We start from the raw sequence: 16,324 nt of genomic DNA on the forward strand, positions 1-16,324 counted from the left end.
ACAACCCGTGGCCGCACATCCCGCTGATCACAGGTGTCGCGAACCCCGGTCGGCTTCCGGTTTCACGGGTACATTACGTGAATCAACCACCGACCTCGGCCAGTGTGAGTGTCACCGACCTACGGGTATGTGTCTCAGAGGCCGCGCCGGGACCTCTCTCCGTCAGACCGACACGTCATTTCATCTGCGGTGATTCCTGAGATGCGCTCACACGTCGCTCAGCCGGGGAGGGTTCGGACGGCGATGTGCAGGCCCTGTGTAGGTTGCTGTAACGGCGGGCGAACGCCACCTCTGCCCACCTCCGTTCCACAAACCTGACCACAGCACCAGGGGTTGTCAGTCCACACCGTCGCGGGGCCTCGGGTCAGGGTGTGTCGACACGGCACATGGATGTCCCGCTCGGTCCGCCGTGCGGCGGACCGAGCGGGACGATCGGGGATGGCGAACACGTCGTGCTAACGACGGCGCTGCCACCAGCGCCGCAGGCTCTTCTGTGCCATGTGGGGCGCGGCCTCGGCGACCGATTCGGCCCCGGCGCTGGGCTCGACCCCGGCACGGAACTCGGCCTCCGCGAGGAGCTCGGCTTCGGCGGCCGCCTTGAGCTTCGCCGCCATCCGCACGACGCGTTCGGCTTGGATGCGGGCGGCGGTGCGGGTGGTGGTGTCGACGGGGTTGGTGCCCTGGCCGTCGGCGTGGGAGGTGCCGTAGGGGTTGCCGTCGGTGAACTTGGCGGGGTCGGTGAAGCCGGGGCTGACGACGATGCCGCCGAAGTGGTGGACGGAGTTGTACAGGGCGAGCAGCGTGGACTCGTGGCCGGCGTGGGCCGTGGCGGTGGAGACGAAGCCGCTGTAGACCTTGTCGGCGAGCTTGCCCTGGGCCCACAGGCCGCCGAGGGTGTCGATGAACTGCTTGAGCTGGGAGGAGACGTTGCCGAAGCGGGTGGGGGTGCCGAAGATGACGGCGTCCGCCCATTCGATGTCCTCGGGTGTGGCCTCGGGGAGGTTCGCGGTGGCGGCGTGGTTGGCGGCCCAGGCGGGGTTGGAGTCGATGGCCGCTCGGGGAGCGAGTTCGGCGACCCTGAGCAGTCGCACGTCGGCGCCCGCCTTGACACCGGCGTCGTGGAGTTCCTTGGCGATCTCCGTGATGGTGCCGGTGGAGGAGTAGAAGACGACTGCGAGCTTGACGGGAAGGGACATGATCGGCGATCTCCGTTCGGTGTTCGACAGGGGGCGGCGACGGAACACTCAACAAGACGACCGGTCGCCTATTTCACGGTAGACGTCCACCCTGGACCGCGTCAAAGAGCATCGGATGACATGCGGCACTGTCGGCTGGAACACACGTGCGGACCACCGATGACGCCCACTCGGGCACGACGGCGACCGGCCAGCCACTCCCGCACTCCCCGTGGTACCGCCTGCCGCGTTCGCGGCGCGGCCCGTGCCGTGAAGAGACCGATGGTTCCGGCAGTGCAGGGCTTAGCGACCGCCTCGATGACCTCCGCCCACGCAGGGGCACTCGCACCGACTCCGGCCGACGGAGAGGTCCCCGCCGCGACAGCGGCGCGCCGGACGCGTACGACCTGCTGGTTCCCACCTGATAGGCCGGGACTCCCATCACCCGTCAAAGCGCCCCGTGTTCACGAGAACCCTCACGCGACTTTGAAATTTGTCGACCGGTCGACTAGTTTGCTCGAAGGTCCTGAAGAACCCGGCTCGATTCCCTTGGAGCAAGCACATGACCACCTCCGGCCAGAAGGTCGCCGTCATCACCGGCGCGTCGCAGGGCATCGGCGCCGGCCTGGTCGACGCCTACCGCAAGCTCGGCCACGCCGTCGTCGCCACGTCCCGCACCATCACGCCGTCCGAGGACGCGGACATCGTCACGGTGCAGGGTGACATCGCCGACCCGTCCACCGCCGAGCGCGTGGCGAGCGCCGCCATGAAACGGTTCGGCCGCATCGACACGCTGGTCAACAACGCCGGCATCTTCATCGCCAAGCCGTTCACCGAGTACACCCCGGAGGACTACGCCGCGGTCAAGGGCGTGAACCTGGACGGCTTCTTCCGCCTCACCCAGCTCTCGGTCGAGCAGATGCTCCGTCAGGGCGGCGGCCACGTCGTACAGATCACCACCAGCCTGGTCGACCACGCCAACTCCTCCGTCAACTCGGTTCTCGCCTCACTGACCAAGGGCGGCCTCCAGTCGGCGACCAAGGCGCTGGCCATCGAATACGCGACCCGGGGCATCCGCAGCAACGCGGTGTCCCTCGGCATCATCAAGACGCCGATGCACAGCGAGGAGAACCACGCCGCGTTCGCCGCGCTCCACCCGGTCGGCCGGATGGGTGAGGTCGGCGACATCGTCGACGCGGTCGTCTACCTGGAGAACGCCCACTTCGTCACCGGCGAGATCCTCCACGTCGACGGCGGCCAGAACGCCGGCCACTGACGAACGACACCCCTCCGGAAGGCCTCGACGTCCGCTCCCGGCGTACACACGCGCGACCCGCCGCCGTCGGAACGCCGGCGGGTCGCCGAGGCCGTCCTTGCCCGTGTCGGCGTCGTGCGCGGGCGTGAAGGCGGACCATCGCCGGGACGAGCTGCGTCGGCACCGGCAGTGCGGTCTCTCGTTGTGGACAGCGCAGCGGTGTACCGCCTCCGCGGTCTACCGTCTCACCCGGCGCCGTTCGTCGGCGCCCGATTCCCGTACCTCGGCCGAAAGCGACTCATGGCAACGACCGTCGCCTATCAGGGTGAACCCGGCTCGAATTCGGCGACCGCCGTCCAGCGTCTGTTTCCCGGTGCCGCCGAACTGCCGCACACGAACTTCGAGCAGGCCCTGGACTCCGTGACACTCGGGACCGCCGACCTGGCGGTCATCCCGGTGGACAACTCCGCCGCCGGACGCGTCGCGGACGTCCACCACCTGCTTCCCGAGTCCGGGCTGTTCGTGGTCGGGGAGTTCTTCCTCGCCATCCACTTCGACCTCATGGCGGTACCCGGCACGTCGCTGGACGACGTGGAGTGCGTACGCAGCCATGTGCACGCGCTCGGACAGTGCCGAAAGCTGCTGCGGGAGGGCGGCTGGCGCACGCTCGTCAGCGACGACACCGCGGGGGCCGCCCGTGAGGTGGCCGAGCTGGGCGACCCCCGGCACGCGGCCCTGGCCCCGCCCGCGGCGGCGCGGCAGTACGGCCTGGAAGTACTGCGACAGGGAGTCGAGGACGACCCCGACAACACCACGCGTTTCGTGGTGCTGTCCCGGGAGGCGGCCATTCCCCCGCTGTCGGGCGAGCCGACGATGACGAGTCTCTTCTTCGCCGTACGCAACATTCCCAGCGCCCTCTACAAGGCGCTCGGTGGTTTCGCCAGCGGCGGTGTGAACCTCACCAAGATCGAGAGTTACCAGATGGGCGCGGGCCTCAGCCCGAGCTGCTTCTACACCGAGATCGAGGGCCACCCCGACGAGCCACGCGTCGCCCTCGCCCTGCAGGAACTGCGCTTCTTCACGTCCGAGGTACGCATCCTCGGGGTCTACCCGGCGCACGCCCACCGACTGCGGGAGCCGGCCGGGTGACCCGAGGACACCCTTGAGGGCCGCCCCGCCACGCGGGGCGGCCCTCAGCCGGTGGTGGTGAGTCCGGTCCTGGCGGCCGTACGGTCGGCTCAGGCCGTCCGCTGCCGCGTCGTGCCGGCGTTGTGGCGGTTGACGTTGACAGTCAGCCGTCGCACGAGGGTCTGAAGGGTGGCGATCTCCTCGGGCGCAAGCCCGACCGCGTCCCCGATCGCGGGCGGAACGCTGGAGAGACGCCGGTGCAGCGCCACGCCCTCCTCCGTGAGCGCTACCTGGACCACCCGTTCGTCATCGGCCCGGCGCTCCCGCTTCAAGAGGCCGTTCACCTCCAGACGTTTGATCAGCGGGGTCACCGTGCCGTAGTCCAACTGGAGGATCGCGACCAGGTCCTTGACGGACACCGTCCGGTGCTCGCCGAGAGCGACCAGGACCAGATACTGCGGATAGGTCAGGCCCAGCGGCTCGAGCAGAGGCCGGTAAGCGCCCGTGAGCGCGCGGGAAGCCGCGTACAGGGTGAAGCACAGGTGCTTGTCCAGCATGGGCGGCACATCGTTCGGCTCGCCTGCGTTCGCCTCGTCGCTCATCTGTCAGTCCTTGTCTCTCAGGTCGGCAGACCGCCTCTCGGATGCGGCAATCCGGACATTGCCCCACCTTCTAGGGAACACTATACACTCGCCTCCACTTAACTTGCGCACAAGTTAATTGCGCGCTAGCTTTCTTCCTGTCGCCGCCACCGAGGCGGGACAGGCCGGGGCCACCCCGGCACAACCACCCTGATTCTTGGAGGAGTTCCCATGAAGGTCACGTCCGTCTTCCGCCCCACCCGCAAGCGCGCCGCCGTCGTCGGCGCCCTGACCGGAGCCGCCGCGCTCGCCCTGTCCGTCACCGCCTCCGCGGGCGCGACGACCAAGCACCACACGCCGGTGAAGAAGCCGACCGTCGTCCTGGTGCACGGCGCGTTCGCCGACTCCTCCAGCTGGAACGGCGTCATCAAGCGCCTGAAGCAGGACGGTTATCCCGTGGTCGCCCCGGCCAACCCGCTGCGGGGCCTCAAGAGCGACGCCGACTACCTGAAGAGCTTCCTCAAGAGCGTGCAGGGCCCCGTCGTGCTGGCCGGCCACTCCTACGGCGGGGCGGTGCTCACCGAGGCCGCCGAGAACGAGCCGAACGTCAAGGCCCTGGTCTACATCGCCGCGTTCGCCCCCGACCAGGGCGAGAGCGCCCTGGAACTGTCCAACAAGTACCCGGGCGGCACGCTCGGCCCGACCCTGAACACCGTGCCCTTCACGCTGCCCGGCGGTGGCACCGGCAACGACCTCTACATCAAGGCGGACAAGTTCCACGACCAGTTCGCCGCTGACGTCCCCACCCGGGTCACCGACCTGATGGCCGCGACCCAGCGGCCCGTGGCCGCCGCCGCCCTGGAGGAGCAGGCCACCCACTCCGCCTGGAAGTCCATCCCGTCCTGGACCCTGGTCACCACCCAGGACCTCAACATCCCGGCCGCCGCACAGCGGTTCATGGCCGAGCGGGCACACTCCCACATCACGGAGATCAAGGCTTCTCACGCCGTGACGGTCTCGCGCCCGGACGCGGTGACCCGGATCATCGAGCAGGCCGCACGCTCCACTGCCGGTCGCTGAGCCCTGGTCAGGTAGTCGCCGGGACCCGGGTCAGACCAACTGGCTCCAGGCCGACGGGGTACGGCCGGTCCCCTCGTGAGGGGACCGGCCGTACCCCGTCGGCCGGTCGGTCAGGCGGCGGCCCTGTCCGCCCACGCCTGCTCCAGTGCCTGCGTGAACATCTCGGGCGACTGGACACCGCTGACGCCGTAGCGCCGCTCCAGCACGAAGAAGGGCACGCCGCCGGCGCCCAGCTCCGCGGCGAGTCGCTCGTCGGCACGCACCTCGTCGGCGAAGGCGTCGGGGTCGTCGAGCACCTTCCGCACCTCCGCGTCGGCCAGCCCCGCCTCGACCGCCACACCCACCAGGGTCTCGCGGTCGTAGATCGAGGCCTCCTGCGCGAAGTTGACGCGGAAGGCGAGGTCCAGGAAAGCGCCCTGGAGTCCGCGGGTGGCCGCGAAGTGCGCGAGGCGGTGCACGTCGAAGGTGTTGCCGAAGACACGTCCGCCGATACGAAACTCCAGCCCCACCGCGTTCGCCATGGCCGCGGCCTGTTCCTCCCGCGCGACCTGCTGCTCCCGGGTCCGGCCGTACTGCGCGGCGACCGCTTCGATGATCGGTACCGTGCCGTTCTCGGCCCGGGGGTTGAGCTCGAAGGACCGGTGGACGACCTCCACCTGGTCACGGTGCTCGAACGCGGCGAGCCCCTTCTTGAAGTGCTCCCTGCCGACGTAGCACCACGGGCACGCGACATCGGTCCACATCTCGACACGCATCATCTGGTCTCTCTCTGTACGGGGCCGCGGGCGTGAAGGGCCCGACGCCGAACGACGAGGGCGCCCGCGCGGACCGGTCACAGTGGCGAGTGACGACCTGGTCCCGAGTGACTCACCGGCGCCTCCCCAGGAAGAATAGACGACCGACCGTCTTCTAACAAAAGGCCATGTCAGAGGCTATGCCTTCCTTCAGGCCGCTGTAGACACGGCGGAGGGGTGCCGGAAGTCGACGCTTCCGGCACCCCTCGCCCTCGATCGCCTCAGTCCACGACAGCGGGCCGGCGGCTCACTCGGTTCCCCGGTGGAGATAGGCGCGGGTCACTGTCTGCCGCACGCCGTTGCCGTGCGCATCGGTCGCGGTGACCCGCAGGGTGACGAAGGCGTCCTGACGCAGACGCGCCGGGCGCTCCACCACGGAGGTGAAGCGGCTGTCGTGCCCTTGCGGCGTGGTGCGCGCGGTGCTCCAGGTGCGCCCGTCGTCGTAGGACGCCTCCACCTTGAGCGAGACGCCCCGCGGGGCGGCCATGCCGTCCTGCGTACGGACGCTCAGTCCGACCCTGTGTGTCCGGGACCGGCCCACCGCGTTCTGCGCGTCGACCGGCACGTCGTAGTCGAGCTGGAGCAGTGTCAGGGGAGTGGGCTCAGCCGTGGTGCCGGAGCGGAACGTCCACGAGGTGTGGGTCCCTGTGCCGAAGAGCCACTGCTCCGAGACGCGCTTCGTCGTCAGGTCCAGCCGGTAGGCGGCCTCGCCCGCGGGGACCTCGAACGCGCCCCAGGCGCCGTTCTCGGACCGTGCCAGTTGCTGTCCGTCGCGGTACAGCACGGCTGTCGCCGTATCCGCGGAGGTGTCGCCGAAACCACCGCGTTCGGCGAACGACCAGTGCCTGGTGCCGTCGTTGAACTCCGGCACGTAGATGGACAGGGTGTTGCCCTCGCGCACCGACGGCTGGTGCCCGCCACGGGGAATGGAGGGGCGGACGACTGCCCCGAACCATTGCTCCGAGGTGTGCTGACGGGGCCGATACGTGTGCGGGTCGTCGTGCATGCCGCCCTGCAGCGGGTGGTCGGTGGTCTCGACGACCTTGTACTGCACGGCGTGCTGCCACTGTGTGCCGGCCTCGGCACTGACGTACTCGACGCGGTCCTGGCCCACCGGCACGAAGCGGGTCCACTGGCCCCATGCGGTGGCCTGGTAGGGCCGCCAGGCGAAACGCTGTTCGCTCGCCCACTCCGAGGCGCCGGTGCGGTGGTAAGTGGCGCGGACCACCGCCGTGTTGCGCTCCGACACGGTGTAGCGCGGGTGCTCGGGAATCGCGTTCTTCCACACGCCCATCACGTCGTACAGGTACGGGCTGCGCATCGTGCCGGTGAAGGCCACCGTCGTCCTGCCCTGTGCCATGCGCTTGAGCAGGGCGGTGCCGTCGGTCGAGGAGGCCCGCACGAAGGGCAGTGCCATCCGCTCACCCGTCGGTCGCCACTGGGTCCACACCGGGAACCGGTCGGGCAGCACCAGCAGCACGGCCTCGGCTCCGGCGGACTCGGCGGCCCGGGCGAGCGCGGCGTTGTCGTAGCCGCTGGACTCGTCGTCCCGGAGCACGGCCAACTTCCCTCGGGTGCCGCGGAAGTCGGGCGCCTGGGCCGTACCGGCGGACACGGCGGTGAGCCGTGCGCCCCGGTCGCCGAAGACGGGTGAGAGCTCCTCGTAGTACGGCCGGAACCCCGCCGTGCCGCCGGAGGCCAGGGCCCGAAGCTGCGGAGCGACCAGCTGCGTGCGTACGGAGAACTCGAAGGCGCCGTCGGTGACCGGGGCGGTGGCGTTGGTGTAGAAGCGGTCTCCTCCGAAGACCGCGACGGTCTGGAAGAGGTTCTTGCCGTCGATCCTGCGGTAGTACGTCGGGCAGAGGACGCCCTGGCGCTCGGCCGGACGCGGGGTGCGGAACCGCGCCTCGGTGACCTCGGCCGCGGTCAGCGTGACCGTGGTGTCGTCGGTGACCTTCACCTCGGGAGCGACGACGTTGCCGATCTCGGAGGCGCCGTCCGCCGCGTAGTCGGTGAACTGGCTGCTCACGTAGTACGTTCCCTCCTCCACGAGGGCGACTCCGGCCTCACGGTCGGTGTACTCCACGAAACCGTCCGCGCCGAAGATGGTCCCGAGCCAGCCCGGGACGACCTGACCGGTCCTGTCGCGGTAGACCACCCTCAGCTTGTGCACGGGGGCGTGCACCTGGAGGGAGAGGGTCGTGTGCACGGCGACGGCGCCGTCGGCCGACGTGGCGGTCAGGTAACCGTAATAGCGGCCCCGCGCCGCCCCGGCCGGGTCGGTGTGCAGGGGCACCTCGCTCGTGGCGCCGGGTGCGATGTGGACCGTGGTCGCACCGACAGCGACCACGCCTTCGGCGAGGGCGCGTCCGTCGCCGGTGGCCAGTTCGAGGCCGAGCGACAGGGTGACGGGGCGGTCGCCGGTGTTGGTGTAGCGGACGGTGGCCTGCCCCTGCTCCTGGTCGCCGCCCACGGACATCGGGGCGAGGGCCAGGGAACCGGTGGCGGTGACCGGACCCGCGGCCGCGGCCAGGTCGATGCGGCCGCCTCCCTGCTCGGTCACGCCGGTGCCGGCCACCGTGGAGGCGGTACTGGTCAGCGCGTCCTTCAGCTCCTGCGCCGACCAGTTCGGGTGCTGCTGGACCAGCAGGGCGGCGGCGCCGGCCACGTGCGGCGTGGCCATGGACGTCCCGGACAACGAGACGTAGTGGCTGTCGACCGGGTCGCCCAGGGTGGTGCCGCTCGCGCGGGCGGCGACGATGCCGACGCCCGGTGCGGTCACATCGGGCTTGACGGCCCCGTCGCCGTAGCGCGGTCCGCGACTGGAGAAGGACGCGAGGGAGTCGTCCCGGTCGACGGCTCCGACGGTCAGCGCGGCGTCGGCGGCGCCCGGTGTGCCGATCGTCGTCTGGCCCGGGCCCGTGTTCCCCGCCGCGACGACGAAGAGCGTGCCCGTGAGGGCCGTCAGGGTGTTCAGGGCCTGGCTCATGGGGTCGGTGCCGTCGGCGTCACCGTCCGCTCCCAGACTCATGTTGACGACCTTGGCATGGGCGTCGACGGCCCACTCCATGCCGTCGATGATGCCGGACTCAGAGCCGTAGCCGTCGTCGTCGAGCACCTTTCCGATCAGCAGTTCCGCCTTCGGCGCGACGCCCTTCCGGGTGCCGCCGGACGCGGCGCCGGTGCCGCCCACGATGGACGCGACGTGGGTGCCGTGCCCGAAGTGGTCGTCCGTGTTGCCGCTGCCGGAGAAGTCCTTGGCCACCGCGATACGCCCGGCCAGGTCGGGGTGGCGCGCGTCGGCGCCCGTGTCCAGCACCGCCACCTTGACGCCCTGGCCCTCGTAGCCGGCCTTCCAGGCCGCGGGGGCGTTGATCTGGGCCGTGCTGCGGTCCAGCGCGGCCTCCACCCTGGCGTCCAGGAGGATGCGCGGGGTGACGGCCGTCCGTGCCGTGTCCGGCTTCCCCCCGCCGGGGTTGAGGGTCTTCCAGAAGGTGCCCAGGTCCTTGCCGGCGATCAGGGCGGAGCGTGCGTCGATGCTCGTCAGGTCGCGGGACGGCCTCGTCGGCCTGTTCAGGGCGACGAGGCGGTCGGCGGTCGCCGCGGCGGCCTTCGCGGCTCGTGCGTCGACACGTGCTCCGTCACGCGGCGGCACCGGCTTCGAGGAGACGATCAGGGGAAGGCCGGAGCCGTGGGCCTCGTCGAAGCCGTCCGCGACGAGGCCCGACACGTTGAACAGCCGCCGGTCCAGGACACCGGCCGCCACCAGCAGCTCGGCGTCGAACGGCACCACGCTCACCGTCTTGTCATCACCCTCGAGTGTCTTGAAGGGGATGTGATCCCGCCCGGGCGCGGGGTGCACCGCCACGGTGTGCCGGCCGTCAGGAAAAGAGGTCAGGCTCACACGGTCCCCGGTGACCAGACGTACGGTCGCCGTGTGTGTTCCGGGTCGGCCGGTGGCGGCAGGCACAGCCTCGCCGGTCTCCGTCCTCTCCGCCGCGAAGGCCGCGGGGGTCACTCCGGCGATCAACACCAATCCCGTTGATAGCGCCGCCATCGTGCGAGGTCTCAGCATTCCTTGGAACACCCTTCACCCACTGCATAGTGAAGCCCAGAAGGCAATCAAAATGGGGAATTAAAAGTAGACAGTACTTCTCACGTCAAGTTTCATGGAACGTACACCACCTCGAAATGAGACTCAAGAAAACAGATTTGACGCTGCGTCAGCCACTGCTTCACCTCCGTCTGAGCGGGGCGTCCGGGCCGACAGCGGAAGATCCGGCTGTGCGAGAGGTGCAGCCCTCGTCCACCGGGCGGAGCGCAGCGCCAGGGCGGGGGGCTTTCGCAGCATCGGAGCGCAGGGATACGGCGTGCACGTCAGCCGGCCCCGCAGCCCGTGACCACAGGCACCGCGCACGGGCCCGTTCTGCGTCCGCAGGCGTTGCCTGCCACGGCCACGCTCGACCGGCCCGGCGGCCCCGCTCCCCTGCACCCGGCCGGGCACACGCGGGGGCCGCTGGGCGCATCACCTGCCGCACGGCCCGATCCCGTCCGCCGGAGCCGCGCTGCGACCACACGTCCCACGTCCTGCATCCGCCGACCCGGGCGGCCGGCGGGCATGGTGTACGCCGAGCGCGGCCGGGCGCTGCACGCCCTCGCGATGCGAGGACGTGCACGCCGACGTCACCGCGTCAGGCCGCGGCCCCGTGATCGGGTGGTATCCCCGGAGGAGCCGTCGGTCTGCCGAGGCGACACACGGCGACCGGGTCACGCGCACCCTGCATCGGAACTGCCGACAGGTGCCGAGGGGACGCGAGGCCGCTGTTCAGTCGGCCAGGCGCCGGCCGAGATCGAGCTCCACACCGTCGGGGCGCTGGAGGCCGCGCTCGAACAGCGAGCGGACCCGATGGGCGTTCTCGGGACGTCCGGAGGTCTGGAAGAAGGCCTGGAGGCTGGCCCCGTACGACTCGGCCGTCGGCAGCGACTCGACGTCGACCAGGGACTTGGTCCGGGCGACGGCGACCTTGTCGAAGCCCGCGACGCGCCTGGCGAAACGGTCGACGAACCGCTCCAGTTCGTCCTCGGCCAGAACGCGGTTCACGTAGCCGTACGCCGCTGCGAGTTCGGCGGGGAAGTCGTCGCCGCCCAGCAGGATCTCCAGGGCGCGTCCACGGCCCAGGAGGCGCGGGAGCCGGCCGGTGGGGTTGCCGCCCGGCACCGATCCGACGCCCACCTCGAACTGCCCGAGGATCGCACCCGGTCCGGCGAAACGGATGTCCGTCGCCAGGGCGAACTCGCTCCCCGCGCCGCGGGCACGGCCGTTGATCTCGGTGATGGTGGCGGCGGGGACCTTGGCGAGCCGGTACAGGTTGTCCGCGAACGGATGCAGTCCGGACGGAGCGGGCTTCATGGCGGCGACACGGGAGCGGTCGGTCCGCATGTCCCAGTGCGCCATGAAGAAGTCCGGGTTGGCGCTGCGGAAGACGACGGCCGTCAGGTCGGGCGCCTCCTCGATGCGGGTGATCAGCTCGGCGAGCTGCTCGATGGTGTCCGGGTCGATCAGGTTGATCTCGCCGTTGGAGAAGGTCACCCGCCAGTAGGAGGGGCTGATCTCGTCGACGGCGAACTGTTCGAAGGCGCTCATGAGGGGTCTCCTGGGGTGGTCGCGGGCCGCGGCACGCGGGTGGGTGCTTGAGGGGTTGACGGCCGCAACGGCCCGCGTGGGTGACTCCCCCGCGGCTCGCTGTCGGGCCCGGACGGGGCCACGCACGGAGAGCGGTCACCGGTCGTGGGACAGCCCGGCGGACGCCGGCCGACGTCGAGCCGGGCAGCCGCTCGCGACCGGCCCAGCTGGAACCTGATTTCAAATCTAGCACCTGAATTTGAAAAGACGTCCCAGAGGTAGACTGGTCACATGCCGAGGAGAAGTCGTGAGACGGCCGCAGGAGAGACACGTTGCTCGATCGGCCGCGCCCTGGAGATCGTCGGAGACCGCTGGAACCTGCTGATCCTGCGTGAGGCGCTCAACGGCGAGACCCGCTTCTCGGAGTTCAAGGAGCGGCTGCACGTGGCGAGCGACGTCCTCACCCAGCGGCTCGGCGTCCTGGTGGAGGGCGGTGTACTGGAGAAGCGTCCCTACCGCGAGGCCGGAGCCCGCTCCCGGATGGCCTACCACCTGACCCCGGCCGGGCGGGAACTCGTCGTGCTCTTCGGCGCCCTGCAGCAGTGGGGTGACCAGCACTGTCCGCACCCCGAGGGCCCCTTGGTGCGCCGAGGCAGCCGTACGAGCGGACAGGCCCTGCGTGTCGCCTTCGTGGACGAGCACGGAGTGGAGGCGCCGATCGACGACGTCGACCTCGGCGCCCCGGTCGCGGACGGCACCGCCCCGCCCACAGCCTGACCCGCGAAGGCGGCGGACCCGGCGACTTCCAACACCGGGAATGCCGCCTGCGCGTGGCACGAGCCCGACGGGGTGACGTCCTCCGCGGCTCATGAGACAGGGGCGGGACCGCATGCCACGGTCCCGCCCCTGCCGTCACCCGTCGTGCGTCAGCGCAGTCCGAAGGCGCGGACGAGGGTCTGGGAGACGCTGTTGCCGTCGTCGTCCTCGGCGACGACCCGCACGGTGACGAACGTCGCCCGCTTCGGCGCGCGCAGCGTCGTCCGCCATCCGTCGCCCCGGCGTTCGAGATCGGCACGCCGCCAGGTCGCACCGTCGTCGTACGACAGCTCGACGGTCGGCTTTCCGACGGCGCCGGTCACGCCGCGAAGGTGCGAGGCGGTCACGGTGAGGTGTCCGTGGCGGTCGGCGCGGCCCGCCGAGTCGGTGCGCACGCCGTAGTCCAGCTGGATCAGCGGCAGCGTCGTCTCGGCGTCGGTCTCCTGGGAGGTGAAGTTCCACTCGGTCAGAGTGTGCCGCGAGTAGGGACTGGCCCACCTCCCCCGGTCGTTGTCGACGACGAGCCGGTACGGCAGCCGTTGCGGGGCCAGCCCGGACGGCAGCAGCTTCTCGATGTTGCCCTGGTCGAGTTCGCGGTCCCCCTGGTACAGGGTCATCAGGTTCTTGACGTCGAAGTTGCCGTGGGCGTCACCGATGTGCCCGGCTCCCGAGTCGCCCCATCCCGGCGCCGGCAGCCACATGGTGTCGCCGTAGCGGGCGGGCGTGGAGCCGAGCGGTCCCATCCGGGGCCGCTGGACGGGTCCGAACCAGGACACCCGTCCGGTGGTGCCGCGGCGGTACGTCGTGAACTCCTGCGACTGCTGACTCATCTCACCGAGGATGCCCGCGTAGTCCTGCCACGGAATGTCGGCGCTGAGCCAGTCCGTCCGGTTGCCCCGCGCGGGGGCCGGCAGAGGCACCCAGATGCCCGAGAAACCCTGCTCGTCCGAGCGGAACTCGTACGCGTCCCCCTGGCGGTGGTTGCGGAACGACACCTCGACGGGGACGAGATCGTGCCTCCGCTCCCGCCATGCCGGATCGGCCGGGACACCGCCGGTCCAGTGCCGCACCACGTCGTAGAGGTAGTCGGTGGTGGGGTTCGAGGTCACGGTGAGGGTCTCACCGCCTCGCCGCACTGCGGCGAGGAGACCGGCCCCCTGGTCGGCGTCGAGCGTGGCCATCGAGAGCGGGGCGGGGGCGGGGTCGGTGATCCCGTCGGGGGTGGGGAGCAGCCGGCCGACACCGTCATGGACGATCACCACCAGCCGTGCGCCCGCCTCCGCGGCGGCCGACGCCTGCTCCAGGGGGGTGAGGCCGTCGCTGCGGCGGACGACCACGGCCTTGCCGCGCACCCCTGCCGCGGCGAGTTCAGCGGCCGATCCCCCGCCGCCGTAGACGGCCTTGAGCCGGTGGGGGCCGGCCGCCAGCGGTGCGACGCCCCGCTTGGTCATGATCTCGTCGAAGACACGCGACCGCGAGGCCAGGGTCAATGCCGGTTGCTCCAGGCGGAAGCGGGCACCGAAGGTGAAGCCCGCACCGTCCTGGCGGGCGGAGGGCAGCGCCCAGATGCTGTCGTGGGTTTCGTCGGGCATCAGCACGGTCGACACGAAGCTGTCACCGTACTTCTGCGCCACGTCCAGCCGCGACAACACGCGGGTGGCGGCCTGGGGCACGTCCGCCCGCACCTGCCGCAGCGCACGTCCGTCGAGGGTGACGGTGCGGTCCCGGTCCACCTTTGTGTTCTGGAAGCTGAGCAGGGCGAGCCCGCGGGCGTGCGGACCGTTGGCCCCGGTGACGGTGGCGAAGAGCCATCCACCGTACTCGCCCGGCGGGACACGCAGGGTGGCTCTGCCGGAGCCGTCGAGCGTCGCGGACGACCACAGATTCTGCGTGGACAGGAGAACGGACGCGCCGGTGATCGGCTGACCGGACCGGTCCTTGGCGACGATCGTCAGATCGTGCCGCTCCCCTTCCCGTGAGGCACCGATCAGCGTCCGGGCCCTGACGTCACCGGTGCCGTCGGTCGCGACGAGCATGCCGCTGACCGGCCTGTCGGCGGGTATGCGGGCGAGGGCCGTGGTGAGTTCGACCGACCGGGTTCCGTGCGCGGGCACGGTGACCCGACGCTCGGACAGGGTGAACGCGTCGGCTGCGACACGGGCGTCGACCGCCAGGTCCAGGCCGACCTCGGTGTCGCCGGTGTTGGTGTACGTCACCGTCCGCACGTCGGTCCGGTCGGGTGCCGTGGGCCAGGAGTGGAAGCCACCGAAGGCGCTCGCCGTGGCGAAGACGCTCGCGCGTACCGCTGCCTCGGCGTCGACGCGCCCCGCGCCGGCCTCGTACGGGGTGTAGGAACCGGTGGCCCTGGCGCTGCTGACGAGCGCCTGCTTCAACCGCTCACCGGTCCAGTCCGGGTGGGCGGCGGCCAGCAGGGCGGCGGCTCCGGCGACGTGGGGGGTGGCCATCGACGTGCCGCTCATCGTCGTGTAGGGGCCCGTGCCCTCGGAACTGTCCTGGGAGCGGGCGGCCAGGATGCCGACACCCGGCGCGGTCACCTCGGGCTTCAGCCCGTCGTCGCCGAACCGAGGGCCCCGGCTGGAGAAGTCGGCGAGACGGTCCGAGGAGTCGACCGCGCCCACGGTCAGTGCGGCGTCCGCGGCGCCGGGACTGCCGATGGAGTGGGCCCCCGGGCCGGAGTTGCCGGCGGCGACCACGAACAGGGCTCCGGTCTCGGCGCTGAGGTCGTCGACCGCCTGGCTCAGGGGGTCGGTGCCGTCGCCCTGGCCGCCCAGGCTCATGCTGATGACCTTGGCGCGTTCCTCCCGGGCGGCCCACTCCATCCCGGCGATGATCCAGGACTGCTGCCCCTGCCCCCGGGGGTTGAGGACCTTGCCGATCGACAGGCGTGCGCCGGGGGCGACGCCCCGCTCCCGGCCGCCGGAGGCGGCGCCGGTGCCGGCGACCGTCGAGGCGACGTGGGTGCCGTGGCCGACCGTGTCGGTCACGTCCTCGTCGGTGGGGACGAAGGTCGCGGTGCCGTCCACCTGCCCGACGAGATCCGGGTGTTGCAGGTCCGCGCCGCTGTCGAGGACCGCCACCTTGACGCCCTTGCCGGTATTGCCCCGCTCCCATACCCGCGGAGCGCCGATCTGGGCGGTCGAGTCGGCCAGGTCCGCGGTCACCCGGCCGTCGAGCCACACCTTCGCGACGCCGCCGGAGAAGGCCGGTTTCGAGGAGGCGGGCGTCGCACCGGGGCCGGTGGTGAGTGCGGACCAGAACGCCGAGGCCTGCGCCCGCTTCTCCGTGACGGCCGCGCTCTTGATGCTGTCCAGCCGTCGCACGGTGGTGGAGCCGGCCAGCTTGACCGTGCCGCGGGCCTCGGCGGTGTCGCCGGTGTAGCGCACGATCAGCGGAAGTCTGTCGGTGTGCGCGTCGTCGTAGCCGTCCGCGATCAGTCGCGTCACGTTGAACAGCTGCTTGTCCAGCCGGCCCGAAGAGATGTAGGGCAGAGCGGACGCCGGAAACACGTATGTCTCTCCGTGCGTGACCACCGTGTGATAGCCGGTCGTCCGGGCCGTCCCCCGGCCCGAGGGCTTGACGGACCGGACGGTGGTCCTCCCCCGCGAAAAGGCGACCGAGACCTCGTCGCCGGTGATCAGTGTGACGGTGTGCGTGCCACCGGCCTCACCGGCCCCCTGCGGGGCGGCGGGGCGAGCGGCGGCCGGGAGCGCGGGAAGCGCTCCGGTGACCGGCAGGACCCCGAGGCTCAGGACCATGGCCGCGATGAACGCGACCGGGCCCGGTCTCGGGACGGGAAGGTTGGGCAAAGCGACTCCCTCTGACGCGCATTGGCCTACTCGGTGCAAGTCGTG

At 70.8% G+C, this 16,324-nt stretch carries 9 protein-coding genes and 1 pseudogene; 4 read left to right on the forward strand and 6 right to left on the reverse strand.

Annotated elements, in window-relative coordinates:
• Window positions 1-587: 587 nt before the first annotated feature.
• Window positions 588-1,196, reverse strand: a pseudogene (wrbA, locus tag DC008_RS00900) (NAD(P)H:quinone oxidoreductase); the annotation flags it as partial.
• A 541-nt stretch (window positions 1,197-1,737) separates the two neighbouring features.
• Here wrbA and DC008_RS00905 point away from each other — a divergent pair.
• Both DC008_RS00905 and DC008_RS00910 read left to right on the forward strand, forming a co-directional pair.
• Complete coding sequence (locus DC008_RS00905; RefSeq protein WP_108705237.1) at window positions 1,738-2,451, forward strand: SDR family NAD(P)-dependent oxidoreductase; 714 nt, start codon at window positions 1,738-1,740, stop codon at window positions 2,449-2,451.
• Between the two features lie 279 nt (window positions 2,452-2,730).
• On the forward strand, window positions 2,731-3,579 hold the full coding sequence (locus DC008_RS00910) for a prephenate dehydratase (protein WP_108705238.1): 849 nt from the start codon (window positions 2,731-2,733) through the stop codon (window positions 3,577-3,579).
• An 89-nt stretch (window positions 3,580-3,668) separates the two neighbouring features.
• Here the strand turns inward: DC008_RS00910 and DC008_RS00915 are convergent, their stop codons facing one another.
• Window positions 3,669-4,160: a MarR family winged helix-turn-helix transcriptional regulator gene (locus DC008_RS00915; RefSeq protein WP_108705239.1), complete on the reverse strand. Its 492-nt coding sequence runs from the start codon at window positions 4,158-4,160 to the stop codon at window positions 3,669-3,671.
• A gap of 210 nt (window positions 4,161-4,370) precedes the next feature.
• On the opposite strand from DC008_RS00915, the gene DC008_RS00920 reads away from it, so the two are divergent.
• Window positions 4,371-5,219: an alpha/beta fold hydrolase gene (locus DC008_RS00920; RefSeq protein ID WP_108705240.1), complete on the forward strand. Its 849-nt coding sequence runs from the start codon at window positions 4,371-4,373 to the stop codon at window positions 5,217-5,219.
• A 110-nt stretch (window positions 5,220-5,329) separates the two neighbouring features.
• Here DC008_RS00920 and DC008_RS00925 read toward each other — a convergent pair whose 3' ends face one another.
• The 3 genes from DC008_RS00925 to DC008_RS00935 form a co-directional block, all read right to left on the reverse strand.
• Complete coding sequence (locus tag DC008_RS00925; protein WP_108710501.1) at window positions 5,330-5,974, reverse strand: DsbA family oxidoreductase; 645 nt, start codon at window positions 5,972-5,974, stop codon at window positions 5,330-5,332.
• 286 nt (window positions 5,975-6,260) lie between these two features.
• Window positions 6,261-9,812, reverse strand: coding sequence for a S8 family peptidase (locus tag DC008_RS00930; protein WP_341867263.1), 3,552 nt, complete (start codon window positions 9,810-9,812; stop codon window positions 6,261-6,263).
• A gap of 1,026 nt (window positions 9,813-10,838) precedes the next feature.
• A complete protein-coding gene (locus DC008_RS00935) occupies window positions 10,839-11,657 on the reverse strand; it encodes an enoyl-CoA hydratase/isomerase family protein (protein ID WP_108705242.1) in 819 nt (272 codons plus the stop codon).
• 270 nt (window positions 11,658-11,927) lie between these two features.
• On the opposite strand from DC008_RS00935, the gene DC008_RS00940 reads away from it, so the two are divergent.
• Window positions 11,928-12,413 (forward strand): winged helix-turn-helix transcriptional regulator, encoded by a 486-nt coding sequence (locus tag DC008_RS00940; protein ID WP_108705243.1) that lies wholly within the window; start codon window positions 11,928-11,930, stop codon window positions 12,411-12,413.
• 149 nt (window positions 12,414-12,562) lie between these two features.
• Here DC008_RS00940 and DC008_RS00945 read toward each other — a convergent pair whose 3' ends face one another.
• A complete protein-coding gene (locus DC008_RS00945; protein WP_244221308.1) occupies window positions 12,563-16,279 on the reverse strand; it encodes a S8 family serine peptidase in 3,717 nt (1,238 codons plus the stop codon).
• Window positions 16,280-16,324 lie beyond the last annotated feature (45 nt).

It is taken from the genome of Streptomyces nigra (assembly GCF_003074055.1).
Lineage (GTDB): Bacteria > Actinomycetota > Actinomycetes > Streptomycetales > Streptomycetaceae > Streptomyces > Streptomyces nigra.

Bases quoted from the DNA above. Each gene is read 5' to 3' on its own strand.
- DC008_RS00905 (WP_108705237.1), top strand. From the start codon at position 1,738: ATGACCACCTCCGGCCAGAAGGTCGCCGTCATCACCGGCGCGTCGCAG.
- DC008_RS00910 (WP_108705238.1), top strand. From the start codon at position 2,731: ATGGCAACGACCGTCGCCTATCAGGGTGAACCCGGCTCGAATTCGGCG.
- DC008_RS00915 (WP_108705239.1), bottom strand. From the start codon at position 4,160: ATGAGCGACGAGGCGAACGCAGGCGAGCCGAACGATGTGCCGCCCATG.
- DC008_RS00920 (WP_108705240.1), top strand. From the start codon at position 4,371: ATGAAGGTCACGTCCGTCTTCCGCCCCACCCGCAAGCGCGCCGCCGTC.
- DC008_RS00925 (WP_108710501.1), bottom strand. From the start codon at position 5,974: ATGCGTGTCGAGATGTGGACCGATGTCGCGTGCCCGTGGTGCTACGTC.
- DC008_RS00935 (WP_108705242.1), bottom strand. From the start codon at position 11,657: ATGAGCGCCTTCGAACAGTTCGCCGTCGACGAGATCAGCCCCTCCTAC.
- DC008_RS00940 (WP_108705243.1), top strand. From the start codon at position 11,928: ATGCCGAGGAGAAGTCGTGAGACGGCCGCAGGAGAGACACGTTGCTCG.